General features: G+C 69.3%; 22 protein-coding genes. 21 read left to right on the top strand and 1 reads right to left on the bottom strand.

Annotation, left to right across the window (positions count from 1 at the left end; genetic code table 11):
- Window positions 1-3: 3 nt before the first annotated feature.
- The 3 genes from ACSQ89_RS33460 (at window position 4) to ACSQ89_RS33450 (ending at window position 2,607) form a co-directional block, all read left to right on the top strand.
- Window positions 4-1,026, top strand: a complete 1,023-nt coding sequence (locus tag ACSQ89_RS33460; RefSeq protein ID WP_436292905.1) for a succinylglutamate desuccinylase/aspartoacylase family protein — start codon at window positions 4-6, stop codon at window positions 1,024-1,026.
- Window positions 1,023-1,973, top strand: coding sequence for a threonine ammonia-lyase (locus ACSQ89_RS33455; RefSeq protein WP_436296879.1), 951 nt, complete (start codon window positions 1,023-1,025; stop codon window positions 1,971-1,973). Before ACSQ89_RS33460 ends, ACSQ89_RS33455 begins: the two co-directional genes overlap by 4 nt.
- Window positions 1,974-2,316: 343 nt before the next feature.
- The gene (locus tag ACSQ89_RS33450; RefSeq protein WP_436292903.1) at window positions 2,317-2,607 is read left to right on the top strand and encodes a DUF4158 domain-containing protein; all 291 of its coding nucleotides are present in this window, start codon (window positions 2,317-2,319) and stop codon (window positions 2,605-2,607) included.
- An 87-nt stretch (window positions 2,608-2,694) separates the two neighbouring features.
- On the opposite strand, the gene ACSQ89_RS33445 is transcribed toward ACSQ89_RS33450, so the two are convergent.
- Window positions 2,695-2,964, bottom strand: a complete 270-nt coding sequence (locus tag ACSQ89_RS33445; protein WP_436297268.1) for an RNA polymerase sigma factor — start codon at window positions 2,962-2,964, stop codon at window positions 2,695-2,697.
- 414 nt (window positions 2,965-3,378) lie between these two features.
- On the opposite strand from ACSQ89_RS33445, the gene ACSQ89_RS33440 reads away from it, so the two are divergent.
- The 18 genes from ACSQ89_RS33440 (at window position 3,379) to ACSQ89_RS33355 (ending at window position 23,121) form a co-directional block, all read left to right on the top strand.
- Entirely contained in the window at window positions 3,379-4,203 is an 825-nt protein-coding gene (locus tag ACSQ89_RS33440) for an AfsR/SARP family transcriptional regulator (protein WP_436292901.1), read from the top strand.
- Between the two features lie 202 nt (window positions 4,204-4,405).
- Window positions 4,406-4,642 (top strand): hypothetical protein, encoded by a 237-nt coding sequence (locus ACSQ89_RS33435; RefSeq protein ID WP_436292900.1) that lies wholly within the window; start codon window positions 4,406-4,408, stop codon window positions 4,640-4,642.
- 28 nt (window positions 4,643-4,670) lie between these two features.
- Complete coding sequence (locus ACSQ89_RS33430) at window positions 4,671-6,368, top strand: phage tail sheath C-terminal domain-containing protein (protein ID WP_436292899.1); 1,698 nt, start codon at window positions 4,671-4,673, stop codon at window positions 6,366-6,368.
- Window positions 6,369-6,399: 31 nt separating this feature from the next.
- Window positions 6,400-6,801 carry a hypothetical protein gene (locus tag ACSQ89_RS33425; RefSeq protein WP_436292898.1) on the top strand — a complete coding sequence of 134 codons (402 nt, stop codon included), beginning with the start codon at window positions 6,400-6,402 and terminating at the stop codon, window positions 6,799-6,801.
- A gap of 194 nt (window positions 6,802-6,995) precedes the next feature.
- Window positions 6,996-8,087 carry a hypothetical protein gene (locus ACSQ89_RS33420; protein ID WP_436296878.1) on the top strand — a complete coding sequence of 364 codons (1,092 nt, stop codon included), beginning with the start codon at window positions 6,996-6,998 and terminating at the stop codon, window positions 8,085-8,087.
- On the top strand, window positions 8,084-8,749 hold the full coding sequence (locus ACSQ89_RS33415) for a hypothetical protein (RefSeq protein WP_436292896.1): 666 nt from the start codon (window positions 8,084-8,086) through the stop codon (window positions 8,747-8,749). Before ACSQ89_RS33420 ends, ACSQ89_RS33415 begins: the two co-directional genes overlap by 4 nt.
- Window positions 8,746-9,759: a hypothetical protein gene (locus tag ACSQ89_RS33410; RefSeq protein ID WP_436292895.1), complete on the top strand. Its 1,014-nt coding sequence runs from the start codon at window positions 8,746-8,748 to the stop codon at window positions 9,757-9,759. The genes ACSQ89_RS33415 and ACSQ89_RS33410 overlap by 4 nt, the downstream gene beginning before the upstream one ends.
- On the top strand, window positions 9,756-10,415 hold the full coding sequence (locus ACSQ89_RS33405; protein WP_436292894.1) for a phage baseplate assembly protein V: 660 nt from the start codon (window positions 9,756-9,758) through the stop codon (window positions 10,413-10,415). The genes ACSQ89_RS33410 and ACSQ89_RS33405 overlap by 4 nt, the downstream gene beginning before the upstream one ends.
- 1 nt (window position 10,416) lies before the next feature.
- Window positions 10,417-10,812 carry a PAAR domain-containing protein gene (locus ACSQ89_RS33400; RefSeq protein WP_436292893.1) on the top strand — a complete coding sequence of 132 codons (396 nt, stop codon included), beginning with the start codon at window positions 10,417-10,419 and terminating at the stop codon, window positions 10,810-10,812.
- Window positions 10,813-10,826: 14 nt separating this feature from the next.
- Window positions 10,827-11,309, top strand: a complete 483-nt coding sequence (locus ACSQ89_RS33395; RefSeq protein WP_436292892.1) for a hypothetical protein — start codon at window positions 10,827-10,829, stop codon at window positions 11,307-11,309.
- Window positions 11,306-13,021, top strand: a complete 1,716-nt coding sequence (locus tag ACSQ89_RS33390; protein ID WP_436296877.1) for a hypothetical protein — start codon at window positions 11,306-11,308, stop codon at window positions 13,019-13,021. The genes ACSQ89_RS33395 and ACSQ89_RS33390 overlap by 4 nt, the downstream gene beginning before the upstream one ends.
- Complete coding sequence (locus ACSQ89_RS33385) at window positions 13,018-14,262, top strand: hypothetical protein (protein WP_436292890.1); 1,245 nt, start codon at window positions 13,018-13,020, stop codon at window positions 14,260-14,262. The genes ACSQ89_RS33390 and ACSQ89_RS33385 overlap by 4 nt, the downstream gene beginning before the upstream one ends.
- Before the next feature lie 7 nt (window positions 14,263-14,269).
- A complete protein-coding gene (locus ACSQ89_RS33380) occupies window positions 14,270-14,743 on the top strand; it encodes a hypothetical protein (protein ID WP_436292889.1) in 474 nt (157 codons plus the stop codon).
- A gap of 24 nt (window positions 14,744-14,767) precedes the next feature.
- On the top strand, window positions 14,768-15,715 hold the full coding sequence (locus ACSQ89_RS33375; protein WP_436292888.1) for a hypothetical protein: 948 nt from the start codon (window positions 14,768-14,770) through the stop codon (window positions 15,713-15,715).
- Window positions 15,716-15,740: 25 nt separating this feature from the next.
- Window positions 15,741-17,420: a hypothetical protein gene (locus ACSQ89_RS33370; RefSeq protein ID WP_436292887.1), complete on the top strand. Its 1,680-nt coding sequence runs from the start codon at window positions 15,741-15,743 to the stop codon at window positions 17,418-17,420.
- A gap of 15 nt (window positions 17,421-17,435) precedes the next feature.
- A complete protein-coding gene (locus ACSQ89_RS33365) occupies window positions 17,436-18,311 on the top strand; it encodes a hypothetical protein (protein ID WP_436292886.1) in 876 nt (291 codons plus the stop codon).
- A complete protein-coding gene (locus tag ACSQ89_RS33360) occupies window positions 18,311-19,876 on the top strand; it encodes a hypothetical protein (protein WP_436292885.1) in 1,566 nt (521 codons plus the stop codon). The genes ACSQ89_RS33365 and ACSQ89_RS33360 overlap by 1 nt, the downstream gene beginning before the upstream one ends.
- Window positions 19,873-23,121, top strand: coding sequence for a hypothetical protein (locus tag ACSQ89_RS33355; RefSeq protein WP_436292884.1), 3,249 nt, complete (start codon window positions 19,873-19,875; stop codon window positions 23,119-23,121). The genes ACSQ89_RS33360 and ACSQ89_RS33355 overlap by 4 nt, the downstream gene beginning before the upstream one ends.
- Window positions 23,122-23,123 lie beyond the last annotated feature (2 nt).

The raw sequence follows: 23,123 nt of genomic DNA, 5'->3' as shown, positions 1-23,123 counted from the left end.
CGAGTGAGCGAGCGCGGATCCACCGTTTTCACGGACATCGACTGGGCGCGACCCGGCAAGCAGGTCGGCCATGCATGGCTGCCCCATTCGGGACACGACGATGCATGGGGCGCGGTCGCGCTTCCGCTTGCCGCGATCGGCGACGGCAACGGACCCACCGTGCTCGTGACTGGCGCCATTCACGGCGACGAGTACGAAGGGCCGATCGTCATCAACGAACTGATCCGCACGCTCGAGCCGGCGCAGGTGAAGGGCCGGCTGATCCTGATGCCGGCCGCCAACGCGCCGGCCCTGCGCGCGGCCTCGCGCGTGAGCCCGCTCGACGGCAAGAACCTGGCGCGCGTCTTCCCCGGCAACCCCTTCGGAACGCCGACCGAACAGATCGCCGCCTTCATTCACGACGTGCTGTTCCCGCGCTGCGACGCCTATATCGACCTGCATGCCGGGGGCAGCTCGCTGTTCATCGAAGAGAGCGCCCAAGTGGTCGTCACGCCAGCGCTGGCGCCCGCTGTGCGCGAACGTGCCGAAGACATGGCGCGCTGGTTCGGCGCGAAGTTCACGGTCATCACCGACAACATGGGCGATCCGCGCACCAGCTGCGGCGCAGCGGCCCACCTCGGCCTCGCGGCCATTGCGGCCGAGATGGGCGCCAACGGCAGCGTGTCGCCCAAGGGTGTCGCGCGCACGAGGGAATGCCTTTCGCGCGTTCTGGCGCGCCTCGGCGTCGTGCCTGGGGCCCAGCCCGAAGTGCCGCCGTCGAGCCGGCGCGTGCGCATCGTGCCGCGCGGTGGCAACCTGCTGTCGCCGGGCGACGGCTACTTCGAGCCCCTGCATGGGCTCGGCGATGCGGTGAAGGTCGGCGAGCTCGCGGGCCGTCTGCACCTGCTTACCGAGCCGCAACAGGTGCCGCGCGAACTGCACTTCGCCGCCGGCGGCACGATCTACTCGCAACGCACCTTCGGGATCGCACGGCAGGGCAACAGCCTGTGCGTGCTGGTCGCAGACGAGGAAGGCGCTGTCGCATGAACGCGCTCATCACGCTGGACGACTACCGCGCGGCTCACGAGCAGATCAGGCCCTACATACGGCAGACATCGCTGGTGAATGCGCATCCGTGGCTGCCGGGCGGCGCGGCACAGGTCCGCTTCAAGGCGGAGTGTCAGCAGGTCACGGGCTCGTTCAAGGCACGTGGCGCCTTCAACCGGGTGCTGAACCTGCCGCAGGCCGTGCGCCGCCAAGGGCTGGCGACCGCATCCGGCGGCAACTTCGGTGCCGCGGTTGCCTACGTCGCCAGGACGCTCGACCTGCCCGCCAATGTGTTCGTGATGAACACCAGCACGCCGATCACGCGGGCGCGCATCGAAAGTCACGGCGCCAGGCTCACCGTCCATGGCGACTTCTGGGACCAGAGCTGGGATGCCGCGGGCGCCAATGTTGCCGAGCACGGCGGCGCGCTGTTGCACCCCTACGCCGACCGCGACGTGGTGATCGGCCAGGGAACGACGGCGCTCGAGATCATCGACGAATGGCCCGAGGTCGAGACGGTGGTGGTTTCGATCGGCGGCGGCGGCCTGCTGGCCGGCGTCGCGCAGGCGGCCAAGTTGCGCAAGCCCGCGATTCGCATCATCGGCGTCGAGGCTGCAGGCTGTCCGACGCTCCATACCTGCCGCAAGCAGGGCCGGATCGTGAAACTCGAGAACGTCAAGACCCGCGTGCCCATCCTGGCCGCGCGCTCGACCGAGCCGCTGAATTTCGAGCTGATCGAGCGCTATGTCGACGACATTGTGCTGGTCGACGAGTCGGTGATCGAGGACGCGGCGCGCGCCGCGTGGCGCCATGCGGGGCTCGCGATCGAGCTGGGAGCGGCCACTGCGCTCGCGGCCGTCAGCGAACGTTGCTTCGAACGGCGCGAGAACGAGAAGATCGCCGTCGTCCTGTGCGGCAGCGGCAACGACGGGATCCCTACGGCCTAGAGCGGCGGCAAAGGTGGGAACGCGCGGCTCATCGACAACCTGGAAATCGCATGGTGACGCCGGAGTGTCCTGGGATTCTCGAATCAAAACCGCGTCGCTTATTTCCCAGAACGAACGGGCACTGAGCGGTCGAGCGCCCCTCGTCGTCAGCGAGATGGTTGAGCCCTAGACTGAGCCCTGACGGCAGTCTGCAGGATGGGGTAATCGTATTCTTTCGACAAATTGACACGGTCGTAGTTGTCGCCGACGCCTGCACGCTTTCGACGGGGTGATCCGGAACCCGCAGCCACAACGCGCGCCGAAGGAGTAGATTGGCGGCCCCATCCCGGTGGAGGAACCCGCCGTGTCGTTCGCCCAGCGCTTCATTGGCGCGGAGACCCTTCCCTCCAGGATGTCCGAGCTTGATGTCCAACAGTTCTTCAGCCTGAGCAAGGACGACATTTCCGCGGTCTGCGAGCGGTTCCGCGACGACCGCCGCGTCGCTGCAGCCATCCAGTTGCTCTTTCTGCGGGCAAGCGGCCGCCCGATGGACCGATTTGCCACGGTACCGAAGGTCCTGCTGCGTTCAGTGTGCGAAGCGTTGGGAGCACCAGGCCTGGGCCCGCACGTATCTTGGCCTGGGCGACTTGGATGAGGTCCAGCTGCAGAAGATCGGAGGAGCAACTTTCGGCGTCGCCGGCTGCCGCATCCATTTCGGTCTGTGCGTCGTCGCCGGAACTCGTCACGGCATACCCCGGGCCCAAGCGCCTTCGCCCTTCGTCGCGCAGGAGATTGACTGCAATCTGGTAGATGTAGGGGCCTTGCCTTGCTTGTCCGGCGATGGCGCCGTGGACGCGGCCGCCAGTCGGGTGAAGGATTCTTGCGCCACGTCTTCCGCATCACTGCTGTTGCCCAGACGCCGCTGCAGAAAGCGCAGCAAGGGAGCACGCCATCGGGCATAGGCGCGTGCGAGGGAGGTCTCTGGGTCTTCGTCTGGACTGCCGCAATTCATGGCGCGAACGCAGCGCCCATGCGCGATGCCCGCGACCGTGCCGACCACGCGTTTTTGGCGGCGGTCAACGCAAGAGGATGGGCAGGGACAGTCATCGAATCTCCGGGGCAGTCTGGTGGGTGCGCTGCGTGAAGCGGACCAGTCGTCAGTGCCCGCGCGCAAGCGGTTGCGGTGACATTATATTAAGAATGATTCTCATTGCTCAGGCAACGCGATGAAGCCACCAGGACCTATATCAAAGGGCGCAGTTCGCGAACTGGCCGTACGGGAGATTGCCAACTTTTACACGGCGCGCCACAGTTGCAAGCGCTTACCGCAGCCGGCGACAAGTCACAAGAACCAGCGCCGATCACATGGGGGAGCCTGCGCACCTGCGTCTGCGCGCGTGTGCTGTTGCTAGTGGAGGCAAGGGTCATGCTTACTGTGTCGATGCTGGGCCGCATGTCGGTCGCGCTGGAAAATCGCCGGGTCGCGCTCGACCTGGGGCCGAGTGGCCGCCTGATGGCGGGCTACCTGTTCCAGTTTCCGGGGCGCGTGGTCCGGCGCGAGTACCTCGCCGAGATGTTCTGGAACGACCGCTCTCTCGCGCAGTCGCGCGCGGCCATGAACACCGCCGTGTGGCGCCTGCGCACCCTGCTCGCGCGCGCCCCCGGTCGGCCGGGCGACGGCGGCCTCGTGAGCACCGGCGACGAAATCGTCTTCGAGCGCCCGGCGTGGATGGAGATCGACACGCACGACTTCAACTCCGCCGTGTGCGACGCCCTGTCCGGCCACGCCAGCGACCCGTACGACGAGCGCATGCGCCGGCTCGAACGCGCGGCGGCGCGCTATACCGGGTCTTTCCTCGAGGGCGACGACGGCGATTGGGTCATCACCGAGCGCGAGCGGCTGCACTCCTTGTATGTGCGCTGCCTGTGCCAGTTGACGCAACTCTTCGCGGCGCACGGCGAGTACGAACCCGCCATCGACGCGGCGCGGCGCGTGCTCGTGGCCGACCCCTTTCGCGAAACCGTGATGCGCAGCCTGTGCATCCTGCTGTTCCTCAACGGCCAGCGGGCGCAGGCGATCGGTGACCTCACGCGCTGGCAGGTGGCGCTGCGCGCACAGGTCGGTGTCGACGCGATGCCGGAGACACTGGCCTTGCGCGGCGCGCTGATCACCGGCGCGATCTGCAACGAGATCGGCGACTGGCGGCGCAGCCATCTCGAAGGCGCGGCGTCTCGCCAGCCCTTGCAATAAACCTCCCCGTGATGGTGCCGTGATGGCACCGTGATGCGGCCGCCATGCCGGCCGGATGCCGTCGTGCGCGCGCGCACATCGACGCGTTATTGCGCCGCCATCGGCCTGCGAGCCCGGCGTGACAGGTCATCAAGACGGCATCGACGCCACACGAAGCCGCCAACGCAGCAGCCCGTGAGGCGTGCTGCCTATCGTTGCGGGCATGACGGCCAGGAACCTGCGTTCGAACGACGGCGATCCCACCCAGGACCGTGTCTTCGTCCTTCGCTTCTGGCTTGAACGTGCCCCGGGCCCCGGCGCCGGGGCCTTGTGGCGGGCCAAGGTCACCGAGCCGGATGGCGGCGAGACCCGGCATGCCAACAGCGTGGACGAAGCGCTTGCGCTGGTGCGCGGCCGGATGTGCCAGGCCTCGGAGGACAGCGCCGCGGCGCCGCCCTGAATCACGGTCTCTCTCAGGAGAACAGCAAATGCCAGCATTGGTTGTGCCCGGTGTCCGGGTCGAAGCCCGGTTCGATGTGTTGCCCCCCTTGCCCGCCACCTCGGGCATCGTGGGGATCGTCGGCATCGTCGACCGCCAGCCGCAAGCCGGCGGGTTGATCGGCGTCACAAAAACCTCGGAGCTGCGGGAGTTGCTCGGCCCCGGCACGCTCACCAGCATGCCCGAGGCGGTGCATGCCTTGTCCAACGGCGCCGGCGAGGTCGTGATCGCGCCGGTCGCGGGCGGCGCGCCGGCCACCGCGCGGCTGCTCAACGGCGCGGCCGAAGAGGTCGTGCGCCTGCGCTGCCGCTCCAACGGCGCGGCCGGCAACGCGCTGCGTGCCGAGGTGCGCACCGTGCTGAACGCGGCCAACGAGCCGGTGCGCGCCAGCGTGCGGCTGTTCCGCGGCGGCGTGATGCTCGAGAGCTTTGCCGACCTGCAAGTGGCGCCCGGCCAGCCGGACGACCTGTTCGAGGCGATCAATTCGCAGTCGAGCCTGGTGGTCGCCGTCGACCCCGGCTTTGCGACGGTCGGGCCGAGGCTTGGCACCTACGCCTTTGCCGATCCACCGGTCGCGCTGAACATTCCCGAACCGCTGCCGGGCACGCGCAACGTCCTGTCGCTGGCCCCAGCCGCCAATGTGGATCCGGCCGGCCTGAGCGTGCGCATCGCCGCCGGTGCCGCCGCTGGCACCTTCGACGTCGCGGTGTTCCAGCAGGGGCTGCAGGAAGAGTTCGTCGGCCTGGTGATGGACCCGGACAACACACGCCATCTGCCCGCGGTGCTCGCCACCGAAAGCCGGCTGATTCGCTTCACGGCGCTCAGCTCGCGCGACACCAACCGGCTGCCGGTCGCGACCGCCGAGCCCGTCGCGTTTGCGGATGGCGAATCGCCCACCGTCGCGCAATATTTGGCCGCCATCGATTTGCTGGCCGACGACACGCGCATCGACCTCGTGCTCGCCTCCGTCGAAGCCGGCCGTGCCAGCGCAGAGGTGCGGCAGATCCACCAGGCGCTGTCGGCGCACGCGGTGACGATGGCGGACAACGCCGCGCCGCGCATCGCGTTCGGCTCCATCACCGCGGCCGAACGCAGCGACCTGGCGCAGATCCGCGAGCATTCCGCGCTGTCGCGCAACCGGCGCTTCGTGCTGGTCGCACCGCCCGGTGCCGAAGGCGCGGTGGCAGGGCTTGTGGGTCGTTTGAATCCGCAAGACTCGCCCACCTTCAAGAACGTGCCGCTCTTTGGCATCGCGCCCTCGAAATTTCGCGACAGCGAACTCAACCGCCTGCTCGGCAGCACCACCAACCTGCTCGTGGTGCAGGAGCGCGCGGGGCGCGGCGTCGTGGTGCTGCGCGGCCTGGACACCTCGGGCGACCAGATCTCGGTGACGCGCGTGGCCGACATCTGCATTCGCGAGACCAAGGCCATTTCAGAGAACTTCATCGGGCAGCTCAATTCGAGCGAGGCACGGCTGGCGCTCAAGCAACAGATCGTCGCGACCTTCACGCGCATGGAACGCGCCGGTGCGCTGGTGCCCTCCACCGACGGCACCGACCCGGCCTTCCTCGTCGACGTGTATTCGACGCAGCTGGACTTTGCGCAGGGCACGGTGCGGGTGGACATCGCGGTGCGGCCGGTGCGCAGCATCGACTTCATCTACGCCACCTTGCGCGTGAAGAACTGATCTCAAACCACAACGCATTCCGGAGGTTCCCGTGCCCACCCTCTTCGCAGCCAACGAAAGCCAGGTCCTCGTCGCTGGCACCGCGGTCGAAGGCGTACGTTCGATCGACTACCGCCGCGTGCAGGCGCGCGAAAACGTCTTCGGCCTCGGCAGCAACGAGCGCATCGGCCTCGTGAGCGGTGCGCAGGTCATCGAAGGCGTGTTGCGCGTCGCCTCCACCGCACCCGCGCTGGACGCGCTCACCGTCGATCAGAGCGTGCAGATCAGCGCGGTGCTGGTGCACGGCGCCACGCGCATGAGCGTGACCTTCGACGAGTGCTTCTTGCTGGACAAGAGCTTCGAGATGGCCAGCGGCGGCCACGGGCTCGCGGTCTACGCGTTCACTGCCACCCGCATGCGCGAGGAGATGGCCGCGGCTGCGCCTGCGGCCTGACCCCCGACCGTAGACAGGCATCGCCCAGCGTGGTCCCCATGGCTTCCTCCTCAGCGGTCGGCCTGCCGGAACGCGTGGCGTCAGGCGGCGTCGAGATCGAACTGACGCGTGGCCGGGTGGCGATGGCTGGGCAGGAGACGCGTTTGCTGGCCTTGTCGCACGCCGGCCATTACGTGACGGACGACGGCAGCATCGTGCGGCTGCCGGCCTTCGAGGAAAGAAACCGCGGCGTGGCGGCTGCCTTGGGCTCGCCAAGCCCCGCTGCGAGTCTGATGGAGGCGTTGCGTGGATTGATGCTGGTGTCGGGTGCATCGACCTCAAGCATGTCGCCCGTGGCGATGGACGCGCTGCTGCTGGCGCTGGCCGGCGGTGCCCTGGAGGCGCCGCCGTTTCGCGATTGCAAGCCGTCGGAAGCAGGCGATGAATGCGCCATCGCCATCGACCTTGCCGCGATGGAGCGGGACGGTGTTGCATCGCCTGCGGGCGGTTGGCAGCGACTGGTGTTCGCGCCGCCAGACCTTCAAGCGTTGATCGATGAGATGCTGGAGCGGCTGTTGGGGCGCGGGGCTGTGGCTGAAGCGATGGCGGATGAAGTGGATAGCGCTGACGAGCCTGTGTCGCTGCCTGCCCCATCGATGGCGCCTGTATTCGCGCGCCGCGAAACTGCAGCAGCTTCCTCCGAGGCCGTGCATTGGCCGGACCCGAACAAAGCGCAAGACCCGGGAAGCGCCGCGATGCCGCGTGCCATGCACGCATCGTTGCCGCACCACGTAGCGCCATCGGCCGCAGCGCTGCGCATCGCCAGCACGCCGCTGGGCGCTGCGAGGGCGCCACGGACCGTCAAACCGGCTGATAGCCGCGTCGACGCCGAACAGCCCCAAAGGCCAGAGGCGCCTCGCGATCCGGCCACGGCCGAAGCGCATCCCTTCCGCCTTCAAGGCCACGCGACGAAGACGGGCGCGATAACGCGAGCCGCTTCAACGGCCAACCCGCTGCGCGCACGCTGGCAACTTCACAGAACGCCGTCGACACCGTCGGCCGCCCCCGCGCCCGCAACACCCATCGCGCGCGAATCCGAAGCGCCAACGCGTGCCTTCACCCATCACGGCGAACGCGCAACCCAAGCGGCTTCGCCGACACCCGCATGGTCCGACCAAGCCGAACAGCCTGCGAAAAGCGCCATCGCACAAGCTCACACGCCCGCGCCCCTCGCCCACCCCGATCCCCTCGCCGAGATCGCCCGGGCCATGGCCAGCGAATGCGACCTCCGGGGCCTTGCACCATGACGCGCCCGATTCCGCTCCTGGGCGACACGCCGCTCGACTACGTGCAGCGTATCGAGCATTCGCTCGACGCCGGCTTCGCGCCAACCCGCATCGCTGGCCTGGCGGGCGAACTCCAGCAACGCTCCGGCCGCCCCTCGCACCGCGTGCACATCTCGGGCCTCCTCATTGGCGAAGGCGCACGCGACGCGCTCGGCACGCTACAGACCGCCACGCAAACCGGTGAGGAGCTGACCTTCTCCGCCGACATCACCGCCGCGCTCGACCTGCAGAAGGTCGTGATCCGCAGCTTCCATGCCCACGAGGCCGCTGGCGCGCCGCAGCGCATCGAGTACCAACTGGAACTCGTCGAGAGCCCGCCGCTGCCGCCGCCGGCCGAAGTCTCCGGCTTCGGCGGACTCGATGGCTTGGGCCTGGGCGACTTGGGCCTCGACCTGGGCGTTCTCGATGACATCGCCGACCTCGCCAGCGACGTGGCCGGGGCGGTCGACCAGGCCTTGGGCGCGGTCGAAGCACTCGGCGCACTGGCCACCCTCGCCGCGGCCGGCGGCCTCGACTTCGCCGGCATCCTGCAACCGCTGGACGACGCCGGTGCCGGCGTCGGCTCCATCGCCAACGACTTCCAGCAAGCCACGCGCTCGCTGGGCGGGATGTTCTCGTCATGAGCCTCTCTCCCGCCATCTCCGCCACGCTGGGCAACCTGCGCTATGACACGCAAGCCATCGTCTGCAGCGCCTGCCTCGACCTGTTGCCGCGCGGCGGTTCAGCCCGCCTGTCGCTGCCGGCGAGCGTGCGCTTCGAGGCTGCCGCCGGCGACGAGGCCAGCCTGGACCTGGACGGCGGTGAAGGCGTGGCCACAGTGCTCAAGGGCAGCATGCGCAGCGTGCGGCGCAACGTGGACAGCATCGAGGTCGAACTCATCGACGCCGGTGCCGCGCTCGCGGCCTACCGGCCCGCGTGCAGCTTCGAAAAGCAATCGGCAGCGCAGATCATCCGCAAGCTCGTCGGTGACATGGCGCTGAGCGCCGGCACGATGGATGTGGACCTCGACTTGCCCGCCTACATCGCCCACCCCGGACGGAATGCGGCCGAGCATGTGGCCGAACTGGCGAAGTTGGGCGGCGCCTTTGCGTGCGCGGGCAGCGACGGCAAGCTCGAAGTGCGCGCCTTGCCCGAAGGCCCGGCCGACGCCGCGCTGCGTTTCGGCCGCGAGATCACGCATTACGACGTGCTGGGTGAAGCCGTGGCGCAGGGCCAGAGTTTCGCGATCGGCGCGGGGCCGGCCGGCTCGTCCAGTGCGCCGGATGCGATGCGGCCGACTGTGGGCTTTCTGCCGTCTTCCGCTGCCGCGGGTGGGCCCGGGGTGATCAGATTGGCCACGCCCTTGCTGCGCACGCCCAAGGCCGCGAGCGATGCGTCGGATGCATTGAGCCGTATCGCCGCCGCGCGTGCCTCGCGCCTCATCGCGCATTGCTTTCTGCTCCCCGCCTTGCGACCCGGACAAGTCATCGAAGTGCAGGACTTGCCGGACGACCTCTCCGGCGGCCCGTGGTTGATCACCCGCGTGGAACACCGCGTCGCCCACGGTGCGGGCAGCACGCGATTCGAAGCGCGCAGCGCGAGCGCCCCGTCTCTGCTTGGCGCTCTGTTGGGCGCCATCGGGAGTTTGCTATGAGCGCCGCCCTGCTCTACGACAGCATGGCGCGCATCGCCCGCCACGAAGCCACGGCGCGGCCGGTCGCCAGCGTCGGCGTCGTCACCAGTCAGTTCGCCCACAGCGGCACGGCGGACCATGCCGTCAGCGTGCAATTGCGCGACTCCGGCGTGGTGTTGCCGCGCGTGCCGGTGGCCGTGGGCGCGATGGGCTTCGCCGCCATTCCCGCCATCGACGACCTGGTGCTCGTCGCCTTCCTCGAAGGCGACTGGCAAGCCCCGGTCGTCGTGGGCCGCCTCTACCACCCCGACCAGCAACCGCCCAAGCACAAGGACGGCGAGTTGGTGCTGCACCTGCCCAGCGGCGCGGCCGAGCCGGAGCTGGCCTGCAAGATCAACGTCGACCCCGTCAAGTTCAGCCTGAGCCTGCCGGGCGACGTGCTGATCGAGGTGGAAAAAGACAAGCTGAGCCTGGCCGTCGGCAAGCTGAGCGTGCTGCTCGAAGGCGCCGGCGGCGGAAGGCTGACGGCGGCAGCCGGCGAAACATCCATGACGATGAAAGCCGACGGCGACATGACTTTCAAGTCGGCCGGCAAGATCAAACTCGACGGCAGCGAGATCGAGATCGCGGGCAGCGCCAAGGTCAAGATCAGCGCCGGCATGGTGGAGATCAACTGACATGGGCCAACCCGCAGCCACCCTCGGCAGCCAGATCGTCGCGGTGGACATTCACATCGTGATGATTCCCTCGCCGGGCGGGCCGATTCCCACGCCGCTGCCCTCGCCCTTTGCGGGCCAGATCACCGGCGGCACCATCGCGACCGTCAAGATCATGGGCCAGCCGGCCGCCGTCGTGGGCTCCACCGCCGACAACGTGCCGCCGCACATGCCCGCGGGCGGCCCCTTCCAGAACCCGCCGGGCAACAGCGCGACCGTGTTCAGCGGCAGCGCGACGGTGATGATTGGCGGCAAGCAGGCCGCGCGCAACCTCGACACCGCCACCACCTGCGACGACATCGCGCCAACCGCCCCCAAGGGCCAGTTGATCGCGGTCGGCACGGTGCTCATCGGCTGATGAACGGAAGCACCATGGCCACCGCACCCGACGCCCTCTTTGGCACCGACCTGCTGGTCGTGCCCCAGATGGTGGCGCACGATTCCGCTGCGCTCGACCTGCGCCAAAAGACCCGCGTGGTGCGCCGGCCGCGCCCCGGCCAGCCGGACACGCTGGCCGACCTCGACACCATCGCCGGCCGCGAGAACCTGGCGCAAGCACTGCTGCTGCGCCTGCTGACCGCACGCGGCGCGCTCGCCACGCTGGGCCACGCGGATTACGGCTCGCGCCTGGTCGAGTTGATCGGCCGCGGCAAGAACGAGGAACTGCGCCACCTGTGCCGCGCTTTCGTGCTGGAGGCCGTGGCGCAAGAGCCGCGTGTGCAGCCCAAGGCCGTGGAACTGCGCTTCGAGCGCGACCAGGAGCAGATCGACAACTTCGTCTTCACCTTGGCCGTCAAGCCCATCGTGCCGGCGGATGCGGCGACGATCACATTGCAACTGGAGGTGGGACTGTGAGCTATGTTCCGCGCCTCTACGACGAGATCGTGCGCGACCTGCTCACGACGCTCACGGGCGGCACAGTGGCCGAATCGCTGGTCGCGCCCGCCACCGACGTCGCGCTCGTGCCCACCAAGCTGCGCGACCGGCCCGTGCGCCGCATCTCGCACCTCGAAGGTTTTGTCGGCACGCCGGAACGGCAGGTGCGCTACCGCTTCACCGCGGCCGATTTCGAACTGGTGTCCACCAGCGGCGACGACAACAACAAGGACGCACTGCGCTATCGCGATGGCGGCCGCCGCCCGATTCCGGGCACCGTGCTGACGGTCAACTACTACCCGGTGGCCACGCGTCCGGTGCCGGTGAACGACCTCAACACCGGCAGCGTGGTGCGCACGCTGATGGAGACCGTCGCCTTCGAACAGGCGATGACCTACCAGCACCTCGACCAGATCTATCGCTCGGCCTTTCTTGAAACCGCCGAAGGCCGTTCGCTCGACAAGGTGGTTGCCTTGGTCGGCCTGCGCCGCCTGCCGGCCGGCCACCCCGTCGCGACCATGCGCTTCACCCGCAGCAGCGCCGGTGCCGGCCGCATCGCCGTGCCGGCTGGCACCGCAGTGACCGACGACGAAGGCAACCGCTACCTCACGCAGGAAGAGTTGGTGCTGGAACCCGGAGAGTCGTCGCGCGACGTGCTGGCCGCTGGCGAAGAACCCGGCACCGCCGAAGTGCAAGCCGGCGCGCTCGACCGGCTCGAAGTGGTCATCGCCGGCATCGATCGCTTGTCCAACCCCGCGGCCTCGCGCCGCCTCGGCCAGGCCGAATCCGACGAGGAACTGCGCCGCCGTTCACGCGGCGCCTTCCACGGCGCGGTGCGCGGCACGCTCGATGCGCTGCGCTTTCATCTGCTGTCGCTCGAAGAAGTGAAAGACGTGAGCCTCGTCGAAGAGCCCAACGGCGTGCCCGGCGAGTTGCGCATCGACGTGGCTTACTTCACGGAGACCGACGAAGCCCGCGCCCGCGTGGCCGAGCGCATTCGCCAGGTCAAGCCCGCCGGCATCCGCGTGCTGAGCGGCGCCGCCGCGCGCAAGCGCGTGCAGGTGCGCGTGGCGCCCACACTGGCCGGCACTGGCCTGGCCGGCCCGGAACTCTCCACGCTGCGCGGCACCGTCGAGCAGCAACTGGTCGCGATGCTCAACGCCGTGCCGCCCGGCGGCACCGTGCGCCGCGCACCGCTCACCGCCGCGGTGATGGAAGACCCACGCCTCGTCGACGCCCGCATCTACCTCACGCCCGATGGCGGAGAAGAAAGCGAAACGCTCACGCTGGCTTCCGGCGAAGTGCTGGATGTCGCCACGCCGATCCAGTTCGACACGCCGCAGACCGAAACCGCCTCGACCGGCCAACTCGACGTGCAAGTCTCCGCACTGCTGGTGCTGCACCTCACGGCCGGCACCACGCAGGCGCAGGCGCAGCAGGCGCTGGACAACGCGATGGCCAGCCACCTCAGCACCCGCGCGCCCGATGCGCCGCTGAGCTTCGACAGCCTCGCCGCTGCGCTGCGCGACGACACGCGCTACGCCATCGTGCGCGACGAATCCACCGTCACCGTCGAAAGCGGCGACCGCTTCTTCCAGTTGAGCGACGGTGTCGGCAGCTACGCGCCGGCCCCGAACGAAACGCTGCGCAAGCAGTCGCTGGACCTGCAGATCCGCGAGGGGGGCCTGTGAAGCGCGCAATCGACATGGCCGCACGGCTGCCGCTGCTCTACCACGAGGGTGAACTCGTCACCGGCTTGCTGGAGCAGTGCGGCCAGCAAATAGAGATTGCCGTGGACGACGCCCTCGAAGTGCAGCGCGCCCACTGGTTCGACAACGCGCTGGAGCTGGATGAAACCGCCAAGCTCGCCGCCCTGCTCGACATCGCGCCCGAGCCTTGGCAGGACGTCCACCTGTTTCGCGCTTGGGTGCATGCCCAGCGTGACGCCCTGCTCAAGCGCGGCGGCGTCACGGCCGACGCCATCACCGGCTTTGCACGCGACTATTCGCAGGCATGGCAGCAGGCAACCGGCTTGCGCCTCGGCGCAGGCGAGCCGGTGCTGATCGACAACCCGCCCATCGCCCGCGTCGCGCGCCCACCGATTACCGCCGACGATGCCGTGCCGCTCACGCAGTTCAGCGTGCAGATGGCGGGGCTGGATGAGACGGTGGCGTCCTTCCTGCTGACCGGGTTGGCGGCCGGCCCCGAATACTCGCCGCTGGTCGCGAATCTGACGACCGGCGAGGCGCTGCTCTACCGCGGCCGCATCGCCACCGGGCAACGCCTGTGGCTGCGCGGCGGCGCGGACCGGACGCTGGAGGCGCGTCTTGAAAACCGCGACGTGTCCGAGCGCATGGTGTCCATCAGCGGCCTGGTGCCCGGCGTGCCGTGGTCCACCGAACAGGTGACGACACCGGCGCAGGCGATTCGCCTCGTGCATGGCGAGAACAAGCTGTGGTTCCTGCCCGTCGCGCACTTCGACGACGAAGGCCTCGACCGCGTGCTGCTGGCACTGGCCGACCTCGCCCTCGCCCAAGGCCGGTGGGACAGCGCCACCTTCGACCACGCCCTCTTCTACCAGGACGCCGCGGTCATGCTGAAGGTGCGCTGGATCGAGGCGCAACCGGCCACCTTCGAGCTGCGCCTGCCCGCCACCTCGCTGCGCCAGCGCGTTCCCGCGGCCGCCAACCCCGAAGACGCGCGCCGCCAGATCGGCCAGGCGCTGGAAACCGGCGTCGCCAAGCTCAAGGCCGCCGGCGTGCGCGCCCAGGTGCGACTGCTCGAATTCGCCGAGCAGCAGCGCTCCTTCGACCACATCACCCAAGTGCTGCCGATGCGCGTGAAGGAGGCCGGTGCCACCGGCGCCGACCGCCTTGCCGAGCGCGGCGGCCTGTGGGGCGTTACCGAATACGGCGAATCCACTTTCCGATGAGGCCACGATGCGCGCGCGACTGCACCTCCAACTCAAGGACGCCGACGGGCGACTGCTGGCCGAACGGCACGTGCGAAACGCCGTGCTGCAAAGCGGCGCGACCCTGCTCGCACGGCTTTTCGCGGCACAGGCCACCGGCATCAGCCACATGGCCGTCGGCAGCAGCGATGCGCCGGAGACCGAAGCCTTCGCCACCACCGCGTTGCAGGACGCGACCGAAGTGCCGATCGGCGCCGACGCCTTCACCATCGACGCGCCCGACCCGGTGCGCCGCGTGGTGCGCGTGCGGGTGCGCGCCACGGTGCCGGCGCCCGACGCGGTCGGCACGCTGCGCGAAGCCGCGTTGCTGTCGCGCAGCGGCGAGACCGCGACACTCTACAACCGCGTGGTCTTCAGCCCCATCGAAAAGGGCAACGACCACGAGTTGACGCTGTTCTGGGAGATCGCCTTTCCTTATGGCGATCTGCAGGGGCTGCTCTAGTCGATCCAGACGAGGAAGACCATCATGGCCACCAAAGCCGCATTCAACTTCCAGCTCACCGGCTTCCCGGCCGCGAACCGGGACGCCGAGGTCACGCTGACCAACACCGCCACCGGCCAGACGCTCAAGCGCAGTCCCTTCCTCGATGGCTCGCTGGTCGTGCGCGACCTCGATCCGGGGCTGTGGGAGGCGAAGGTCACGCACCCGAACCTGATCCAGCCGCTGTTCACGCAGAAGCTGCGCCTGTTCCCGCAGATCACGCCGACGCTGGTGCCGGTGCGCATCCCTGACGTGCTGTTCCAGGACCGGCCGATCCGCGACGTGCCCGATGCCAACCTCGGCCCGGTGCAGCAGGCCGTGACGGCCGCACGCGACTCGCTCACGCCGGTGCTCGGCAAGGCGCCCGGCGAAGCCATCCGCGCCGGCGACTGGAACACGCTCGCCTCCGCCGTGCGCGACATCGCCGACAACGTGCTGCAACTGACCAACCTCGTGTCCCCGCGCGGCCACGACCATCCCGAGATCGCCGACAAGATCGCCGAGGTGCAGCAGAACATGCGCAACTTCAGCGAGGCCTTCGGCAAGAGCCTGCTGGAACTGCGCCGCGAACTGGAAGCCGAGCACTTCCGCCGCGTGCTCACCGGCGTGCTCGACGAAGCGCAGGCCCCGCAGGCCACGCGCGACGACCTGCTCGGACGCGTGGGGCGCCTGAGCGAAACGCTGCAGGCCGACACCGCCGTGTTCACCAGCCAGCTCAACAACACCGGCTCGCGGGTGCTTGGCGCGGTGGCCGACATGGTTGCCGCCAACCCCGCCCTGGGCGCGAGTGCGCAGGTGCAGAAGATGCAGGCCATCGCGCAGCAATACACCGTGTCGGGCACCACGACCACGGCGGACAACGAGCTGAAGATATACAACCGCACTAACACCGCGTCGGGCGGAAAGCTCGGCACGGTGCTGCGCAACACCTGAGCCGCGCGCAACGGAGCTTCGCACCATGGCCACCCCGCAAGACCTCGACCGCCTGCGCGCCCTGCTCGCCCAGCTCACGCAGATCGGCGCCGCGCGCCGCGGCGAGCTGATCCGCGCCGAAGACTGGAACATGCTCGTCGCTGCGCTGGCCGACGTGGCGCGCGCCGTGCTCGCCGCCGAGGGGAGGGACGCGGTGCCCACGCACGAGCACCCCGACCAGGTGGACGCCGACTGGCTCTCGCCCTCGCTGCGCGAACTGCTCGAACGCGGCCCGCTCGCCGACCCGGCCATGCAGCAGCGCCTGACGACCATCGAGCAGACCGTGAAGCGCCTTGCCGACACGCAGGACGGCAGCAACAGCAAGATCGACGAGTTCCGCGGCCGGCTCACCGACGTCGCGAGCCGCGACCTGGAGCGCCAGTCCGCCATCACCGCGGTGCGCCGCCAACTCGACACGGTGGTCGATCCGCGCGCCGACCTGCAGGCCATGCGCAATTCGCTAGGCGCGGTGCAGCGCGACCTCTCGACGGTGCAGGAAGCGGCCTCGCGCCTGTCGGTCAATGGGCAGGTGGTCGACATCGGCTCGGTGCTGACGCGCGTGAAGGACCTTGAACAACTGCGCGAGCGCTTTCGCCTGGCCAACGGCGAACTGCTCGACGCCGCCACCGTGGAGCGGCGCTTGGCCGAAGTCGACCAGCGCACCGTGACGCCCGAGCGTCTGACCGACGCGCTCGACAGCCACCAGTTCCAGTTGTCCGAAGCACAGACCGCCGCGCTGGAAGATCGCATCGGCACGCGGCAACGCGAGCAGACCAATGGCGTGCTCGAAACCTTCCGAGGCGAAGTCGACACGCGCGTCAACACGCGGCTCGAAGGCCTCGGCACGCTGGTGGAAGCGCGCGTGGCCGATGCCTTGCCCGGCCTGCAAGCCAGCCTCACGACCTCGCTCGGCACGCGCATTGACGCTGCGCAGCAAGCGGCCATCACGGCAGCGCAGCAAGCGGCGCAACGCGCCATCGACAGCAGCACGGCCGGCTTGCGCACCGAGTTGGGCGCGCGCATCGAGGCGGTCAACGCGGGGCTGGGCCAGCAGGTGGAGACGCAACTCACGGCGCGTTTGTCGAGCAGCCTCGCCGCGCTCACGAGCCGCATCGACGGCGCCAGCGCGCGGCTCGATGCGCTCGGCAGCCAGGCCGGCCAGCTCGCCGAAACGCAGAAGTCGCACGCCACGCAACTGGCCGGCATTCCGCAGGCCTTCACGGCCCTGCGCACCGAGCTGCGCCAGAACCTGCAAGACGAGATCGGCCTGCAGGTGGCGGCGGTGAACCGTTCGCTCAGCGAGCAACTCGCCACCTTCTCGCGCAACAACGACCAGAAGCTCAACGCCATGCGCAGCGAGATCTCGACGCAGGCGGTGGACGCTGCGCGCCGGGCCGCCATCGAGATCTCGCAAGCCAGCAGCGCCACGCTGCGCACGCAGTTGCTGGCCGAGATGCGCGGCATCGCACGTGACGAACTCAACGTGGCCGTGAACGACTCGGTGCGCACCACCGTCAACAGCGCGGTCGCCGCGCAGTTCGCGACAGTGCCCAACCTCGTGACCGAGGAAGTGCGGCGCCAGCGCCAGGTCGTCACGCGCGACGACGTCGTGGTGAGCCCGGTCACCCCCATCTCGCCCGTTGTGGGCCCCGGCCGCATCGGCTGAACCGGACAGAAGGCCATGCTCCGCGAGTTCGAACTCGGACTGGCCGATGCCCTCGGCAGCCGCTTGCCGCCGCCCCTGCAAGGGGCCGTGGATGCGGCGCCTGCGCGCGCGGAAGCACTGGTCGTGGTGGCGGTGCGCACCGCAGAGGCGGTCGACGAAGAATTGCTGTCACGCAAACCGGAGCGGGTGCCCGGTGCCACTGACCCACGCCGCGTGCTGCGCTTGCGCTGCGAAACGGGGTTGGAGATCCGCGCACCCGCCGGCGGCACGCGGGCCGACCAGATGCTGGCCATCGACCGCACGATCTACCTGCTCGGCGATGCGAGCCTGCTTGATGGCCGCGCGCTGCTGCCCGAGGACGAAGACGCCGATCCCGGCTTTCTGGTGCAGCGCTTGGCGCTGGTGCGCGTCGAGGCGCCGTCGCTCATCGTGCTGTCGGCCGAGGGCTACTTCTGGCCGGTGGGCCAGGCGGGTGCCACCGGCATCGCCATCCGCGAAGTGCGGATCCGCCAGAGCGTGCTGCCGCTGCTGCTGTCGCCCCCGGCGCCGCTGCTCATCGCGGGCGGTGCGGCTGTCGACCTCACGGTGCAGTTCGGCACTGTCGGCATGCGGCTCGAGGCCGACACACCCGAGCCCGAAGCGCTGGCCTTCGGTGACGCCATGCTGTCGGTGGTCGACTCCGGTGGGCGACCCGGCGCCGGCGTGCTGGCCGGCGGCGATGCGGGCCCGGATGGCACGCGCGTGGTGCCCGTCAACGCCGGTCAGGTGACGGTGCAGTACACACCGCCTGCAGCACCCGCAACGGACTTCCTCGTGGTACGGCTGGGCAATGGCGAAGGCGGCGCCGGGCAGTCGCTGGGCAAGCTCAAGCTGGTGGTGCGGAGCGCGTGATGGCCGTCGCCGTGCAACTCTACGAACACGCGTCCGCCATGTCGATGGGCGTGGCGTCGGGCGTCGCCACGGCGGTGATCCCGGTGCAGGCCTACCTCTTCGCCGAGCCGGTGGACATCGCCGGCGAGGGCCACGCCATCGACTTCGCGTGGAACGGCGTGGCCGGCGCCACCTCGGCCGAGATGACCGATGCGAGCGTGACCCTCTACCCCGCGATGGCCGAGACCGTGATGGCCGACAAGCCTGCGACCGCGGACGATGGTGGCTGGCGCGTTGACGTGCCGGCCGGTGCGCGCGTGCGGGCCATCGGCTTGAAAGGCTTCAAGTTCGGGGACTTCGAGGTCGTCGACACGCCGCCGCCCGACCAACGCATCGCCATCGCCTTTCCGCTGCCGCGTGGTGGGGGCTTCGACAGCCCGCGCTTCTCGGTGCCGCCCGTAGCGAGACAAAACGCCGTGCCGCAGACGCTGACGGGCGCGGCACTTTCCAGCCGCACGATCACGCTCAACCCCTCGGTGGCCGCCAGCCGCGTGCGCGTCACGCTGGTCACCGGACCGAATCCGCCCGAGTTCGCGGCGCAGCCAAGCACGCTGGACGCGCTGCAACTCATCACGCACACGCCAGCCCGCAACGCCAAGCTCACCGGTCCCGATGGACAGGCGCTGTGGTCCGTGCCGGACTTTGACCCCGACGCGGGCAGCACGACAGTGGACCTGCGCCAGGCGCTGCAAACCGAGTTCACCAAGCTGCTCAAGGCCGGCGAGCCATTGCAAGCGCGCGTGACGCTGCGCGCCGACGCGCCTGCCCGCTGCACCGTCTTCAGCGCCCGTGCCCATGGTGCCCTGCTGCGCGTGCACGAGGGCATCGCGACGACGGCCCTCGAAGCGAATGCGCTGCCGCTCGCCACCTTCGACGGAGCCGCGCTCGCAGACGAGCAGCCGGCCACCGCCATCGGCGACTTGACCATCCATTACGACGGGCTGCGCGTGCTGGAGGAAGTCTCCGATGCACCGCCCGACCCGACGAGCCCCGTACTGGGCCGCATCGTCGGCGCTTCCGGCGCCACGCGCGCGTGGCCGCCCGAGGCACTGCTGGGCCGCGACCCCGCACGCATCGGGGTCTACGGACGTGCGCCCGAAGCCTGCGAGCTGGCGCTCGAGTTGGTGGAGTTGAACGGCGAGACCATCGGCGCCACGCTGGCCGGCCCCGCCCTTCTGCAACTCGATGCGGGTGCGGGTCTGCGCACGCATTGGGCCGAACTGCCGCCTTCCGCCGCGCTGCCGCGCAACGTTGGCCTGCGCCTTCGCTGCAACGTCGGCCGCTTCTTCTGGGCCGAGCGGCCGGATGGGCTCGCCATCGTGCGCGTCGCGATCCGCGACCCCGATCCGGGCGGCCGGCCCTTGACGCTCGGCGGCGTGAAGATCGCCGACGTGACCGGGGCCGAGTCGCACCAGCCGGCTTTTGCCTTTCCGGCAGCGGCCTTCCGCGGCCACGTGCCCTTGCTGCAGTCCTCGCTCTTCCTGCACGTGGATTGCTCCGACCTGACATTGAGGTACGCGCGATGAGCCTCCTGGGCGACCTCCAAAGCATCGACCTCGGCGCCATCGTGCAGGCGCGCGGCTCGATCAGCGTCTCGGTCTCGACGCCGCAGATGCAGGCGCTGATGGACGCAGGCGCTGCATCGAGCGCGCTCGGCAGCCTGGGCGGCGGCATCGACGGCTTGCGCACCGCCTTCCCCGCGCCCGACGCGCTGCTGAAACCACTCGTTGCGGCGCTCGAGCAGCTCGGCGGGCGCTTCGATGTGGGCGACCTGCCCTTGGCGGACTACGCCAAGGCGGTCGGCGAAGGGCTGAGCTTCGTCACGCATCTGGCCAAGTCCGTCAGCGGCGAGCCCGCCAACTTCGGCGACATCTTCGGAACACCGCTGGCCGAGGCGGTGCGCGTGGCGGGCGGTGCGTCGGGCGAACTGGGCAAGCTCTTTGGCAGCGGCGCCGACAGCTTCGTGGCGCTTAGCCGCATGGCGAACCAGGACATTCGCGACCCCTCTGCCCTGGTCGACCTCGCGGCCCAGGTGCTGCTGCCCTTCCCGCAGGCGCAGTTGGGGAACATCCGCACCAGCATCGCGACCGTGCTGGACGCGAGCGGCACCTTGCACCTGCCGGCCGACCGGCATCTGGGCCTCGTGGCTGCCTTCGATGCGGTTGCTGTGGCCGCGGCCGGTGGCAACGCGGCCACGCTGGACGCCGCGCTGCGCAACCTGCAGCAGGTGCGCGGCCACACGCTGGGCGTGCTGCGCGACGACTTGCTGTTCGCCATGCAGCAGGTGCAGCGCCTGAAGGTGCCACAGTTCATGCAGCCGCTGGTCGAACTGAACAAGACACTCAAGCTCGGCGAGCGCGGCGTCATCGAGTTCCTCGACGACTTCCGCGACCAGATCCGTGCCGTGCGTGCCTTGATGGACAACCCCGACCTCGGGCAAGTGCGCACCTTCATCCAGGGCCTGGCGCCGATGATCGAGGAACGCGCGCGCGTGGTGGTCGAACAGCCCATCGACGCCGCCGTGGTGCGCGCCAAGGACTTTGTGCGCCGCAGCCTGCGCAGCCTGCCGGTGCGCGACCTGCGCCAGCAGATCACCATCTTCTTGCACGACGCGGTGGAGGCGGTGGAATCGGCAGGGCTCGACGGCCCGGCGCGCACTGCCCGCGAGGCCTTGGCCAGCGTCGCGAACCAACTCGACGCCGGGGCGCTGACCGACCAGATCCAGGGTGCGCTGCAGGAAGTCGACCAGGTGATGCACCAGGCGTTGGACGGCGTGATCGCTGCGCTCGACACCATCGCGCAGCGCATCGACGAAGTGGCGGACCAGGCCGTGGCCATCCTCGGCAAGCTGGCCGAAGGGCTGGCGGCCTTCAAGGCCACCATCGACGGCATTGCGCAGGCCATCCACGGGCTGGGCATCGAGCAGGTCGAGGAGCAACTGGTGAGCGCGTTGTCGACGCTGCGCGAATCGGCCAGCGAACTGCTCGCCAACGTGCCGCTGCCCGAACCGCTGCGCCCGCAAGTGGAGCAGTTGATCGAACTGCTCGAAGGCGTTGACTTCGACGCCGTCTTCGAGCCGGTGCGCAATGCAGTGGCCGAACTGCGCATTCCCGACGACGTGGCCGCCACGGTGGAAAGCGGTCTGGCAGAGGCGCAGCGCGTGGTCTCCAACCTGATTCCCGCATCGTTGATTGCCGACATTGAAGCCGAGGTCAACAGCGCGCTCGACACCATCCGCAACTTCAACCCGGCCTCGCTGCTGCCGGATGTTTCGCAGTACCTCGACCAGGCCGCCGACCTGATCGAGAGCCTGGACCCGCGCGCCATCGCCGAGACGATTCGCGCGCCGTTTCAGCTGGTGCTCGATGCCATTGACAAGGTGCATCCCAATCGCCTGCTGGCGCCGGTGATCTCGGGCTACGATGCGCTGCTCGCGCAGATTCCGGTGCCCGATGCGCAAGCCTCCGTCAGGGGCCTGCGCGCCTCCTTCGACAGCGTCGGGCGCACCGCTTCGCGTGCCGCGCTGGAACCGGCACGGCGCATGGCGGGCGACAGCGACGCTACGCTCGCCGACCCCGACACGCGCACCACCAATTCCGAACTGCCACCTGCGACCAACACGGTGCACGCGGGCGATGCGATTCGCTTACTGGGCTTCATTCCGGCGCGGCTTCGCACGCTGCTGTCGCAGCTGGAGGCCGGTCCCGCTGGCGAGGTGATGGCGGCGCTCGACGGCTTGTGCGCCGGGCTCGCGCGGCAACTGCGGGGGTTCGAGGCGGCCTTGCATGCGGCGGCGCGGCGGCTGGAAGATGGCGTCGAGGCGATGTTCACACCCCTTGCGCCCGCGCAGATGCGCGCGCACCTGGCGCTGCAAGCCAACCTGTCGACGCCCGGCGGTGAAGTTCGGCTCCACGCCTCGCTCGCCGCCGTCGGGCAAGCGGGGCCGGCGGCCCTGCGCCGCGAACTGGCGGACACGCTGGGCCTGCTTCGCGCCAGCGCCGCGCAACTCACGGGTGGCACGGGCGGGGCACTTGGCCCCTCCGTCGAACGCACGGCGCAAGTGCTGGAATCGTGTCCGCTGGCGCGCTTCTCGGGCAACCTAGACGACTTGCTGGAAGCGCTGGACCCTGAACCGATCGCATTGGAAGTCGACGCGCTGGTCGACCGCATGGTGTCGCTCACGCCGCAACTCGTGGCCGAACTGCTCCCTGATCTGCGCACCTTCGTTCAGCGCATGCAGGCGCTCATCAACCACTACAACCCGGGCGCGCAGGCACGCAAGTTCCTGCAGGTGCTGGAGGTGGTGCGCGAGGAACTGGACGTGCTGGACCCGCGCCGCCTGGCTGCCGAATTGGCCGAATTGCACGCCGCATTGCGCGCCAGCGTCGCGGCCTATGACCCGCGCGTGTTTGCCGAGGAACTCGCCGCCATCACGCGCGCCATGGCCGCGCAGATTCGCGCGCTGGACCCCGCCGCCCTGCTCGGCGACCTGACGTTCCTGCAGGACGCGGTGGACCGCGTGGCCTCCGCCAATCCGGCGGAGCGCCTGGCCGAGGTGGGCACGGCGCTGGCCGAAGTCGGCACGCAATTGGGCGCGATCGACCTCAACGCGCTGATCGATTCGGTGAGCCGTGTCGGCCCGCGGCTGGTGGAAAGTTTCGAAGCCCTGATCGCCGCCGTGCGCAACGAAATCGTCGCGCTGCTGGAGTCGCTGCGCTTCGCCATGGTGAGCGGCTCTGCCTCTGTCTCTGCCGATGTGAGCATTGGATGATG

The sequence above is a fragment of the Variovorax sp. LjRoot175 genome (assembly GCF_964253805.1).
Taxonomy (GTDB): Bacteria; Pseudomonadota; Gammaproteobacteria; order Burkholderiales; family Burkholderiaceae_C; genus Variovorax.
The sequence above is the reverse complement of the archived record's forward strand: the minus strand, read 5'-3'. Positions and strand labels throughout refer to the sequence as shown.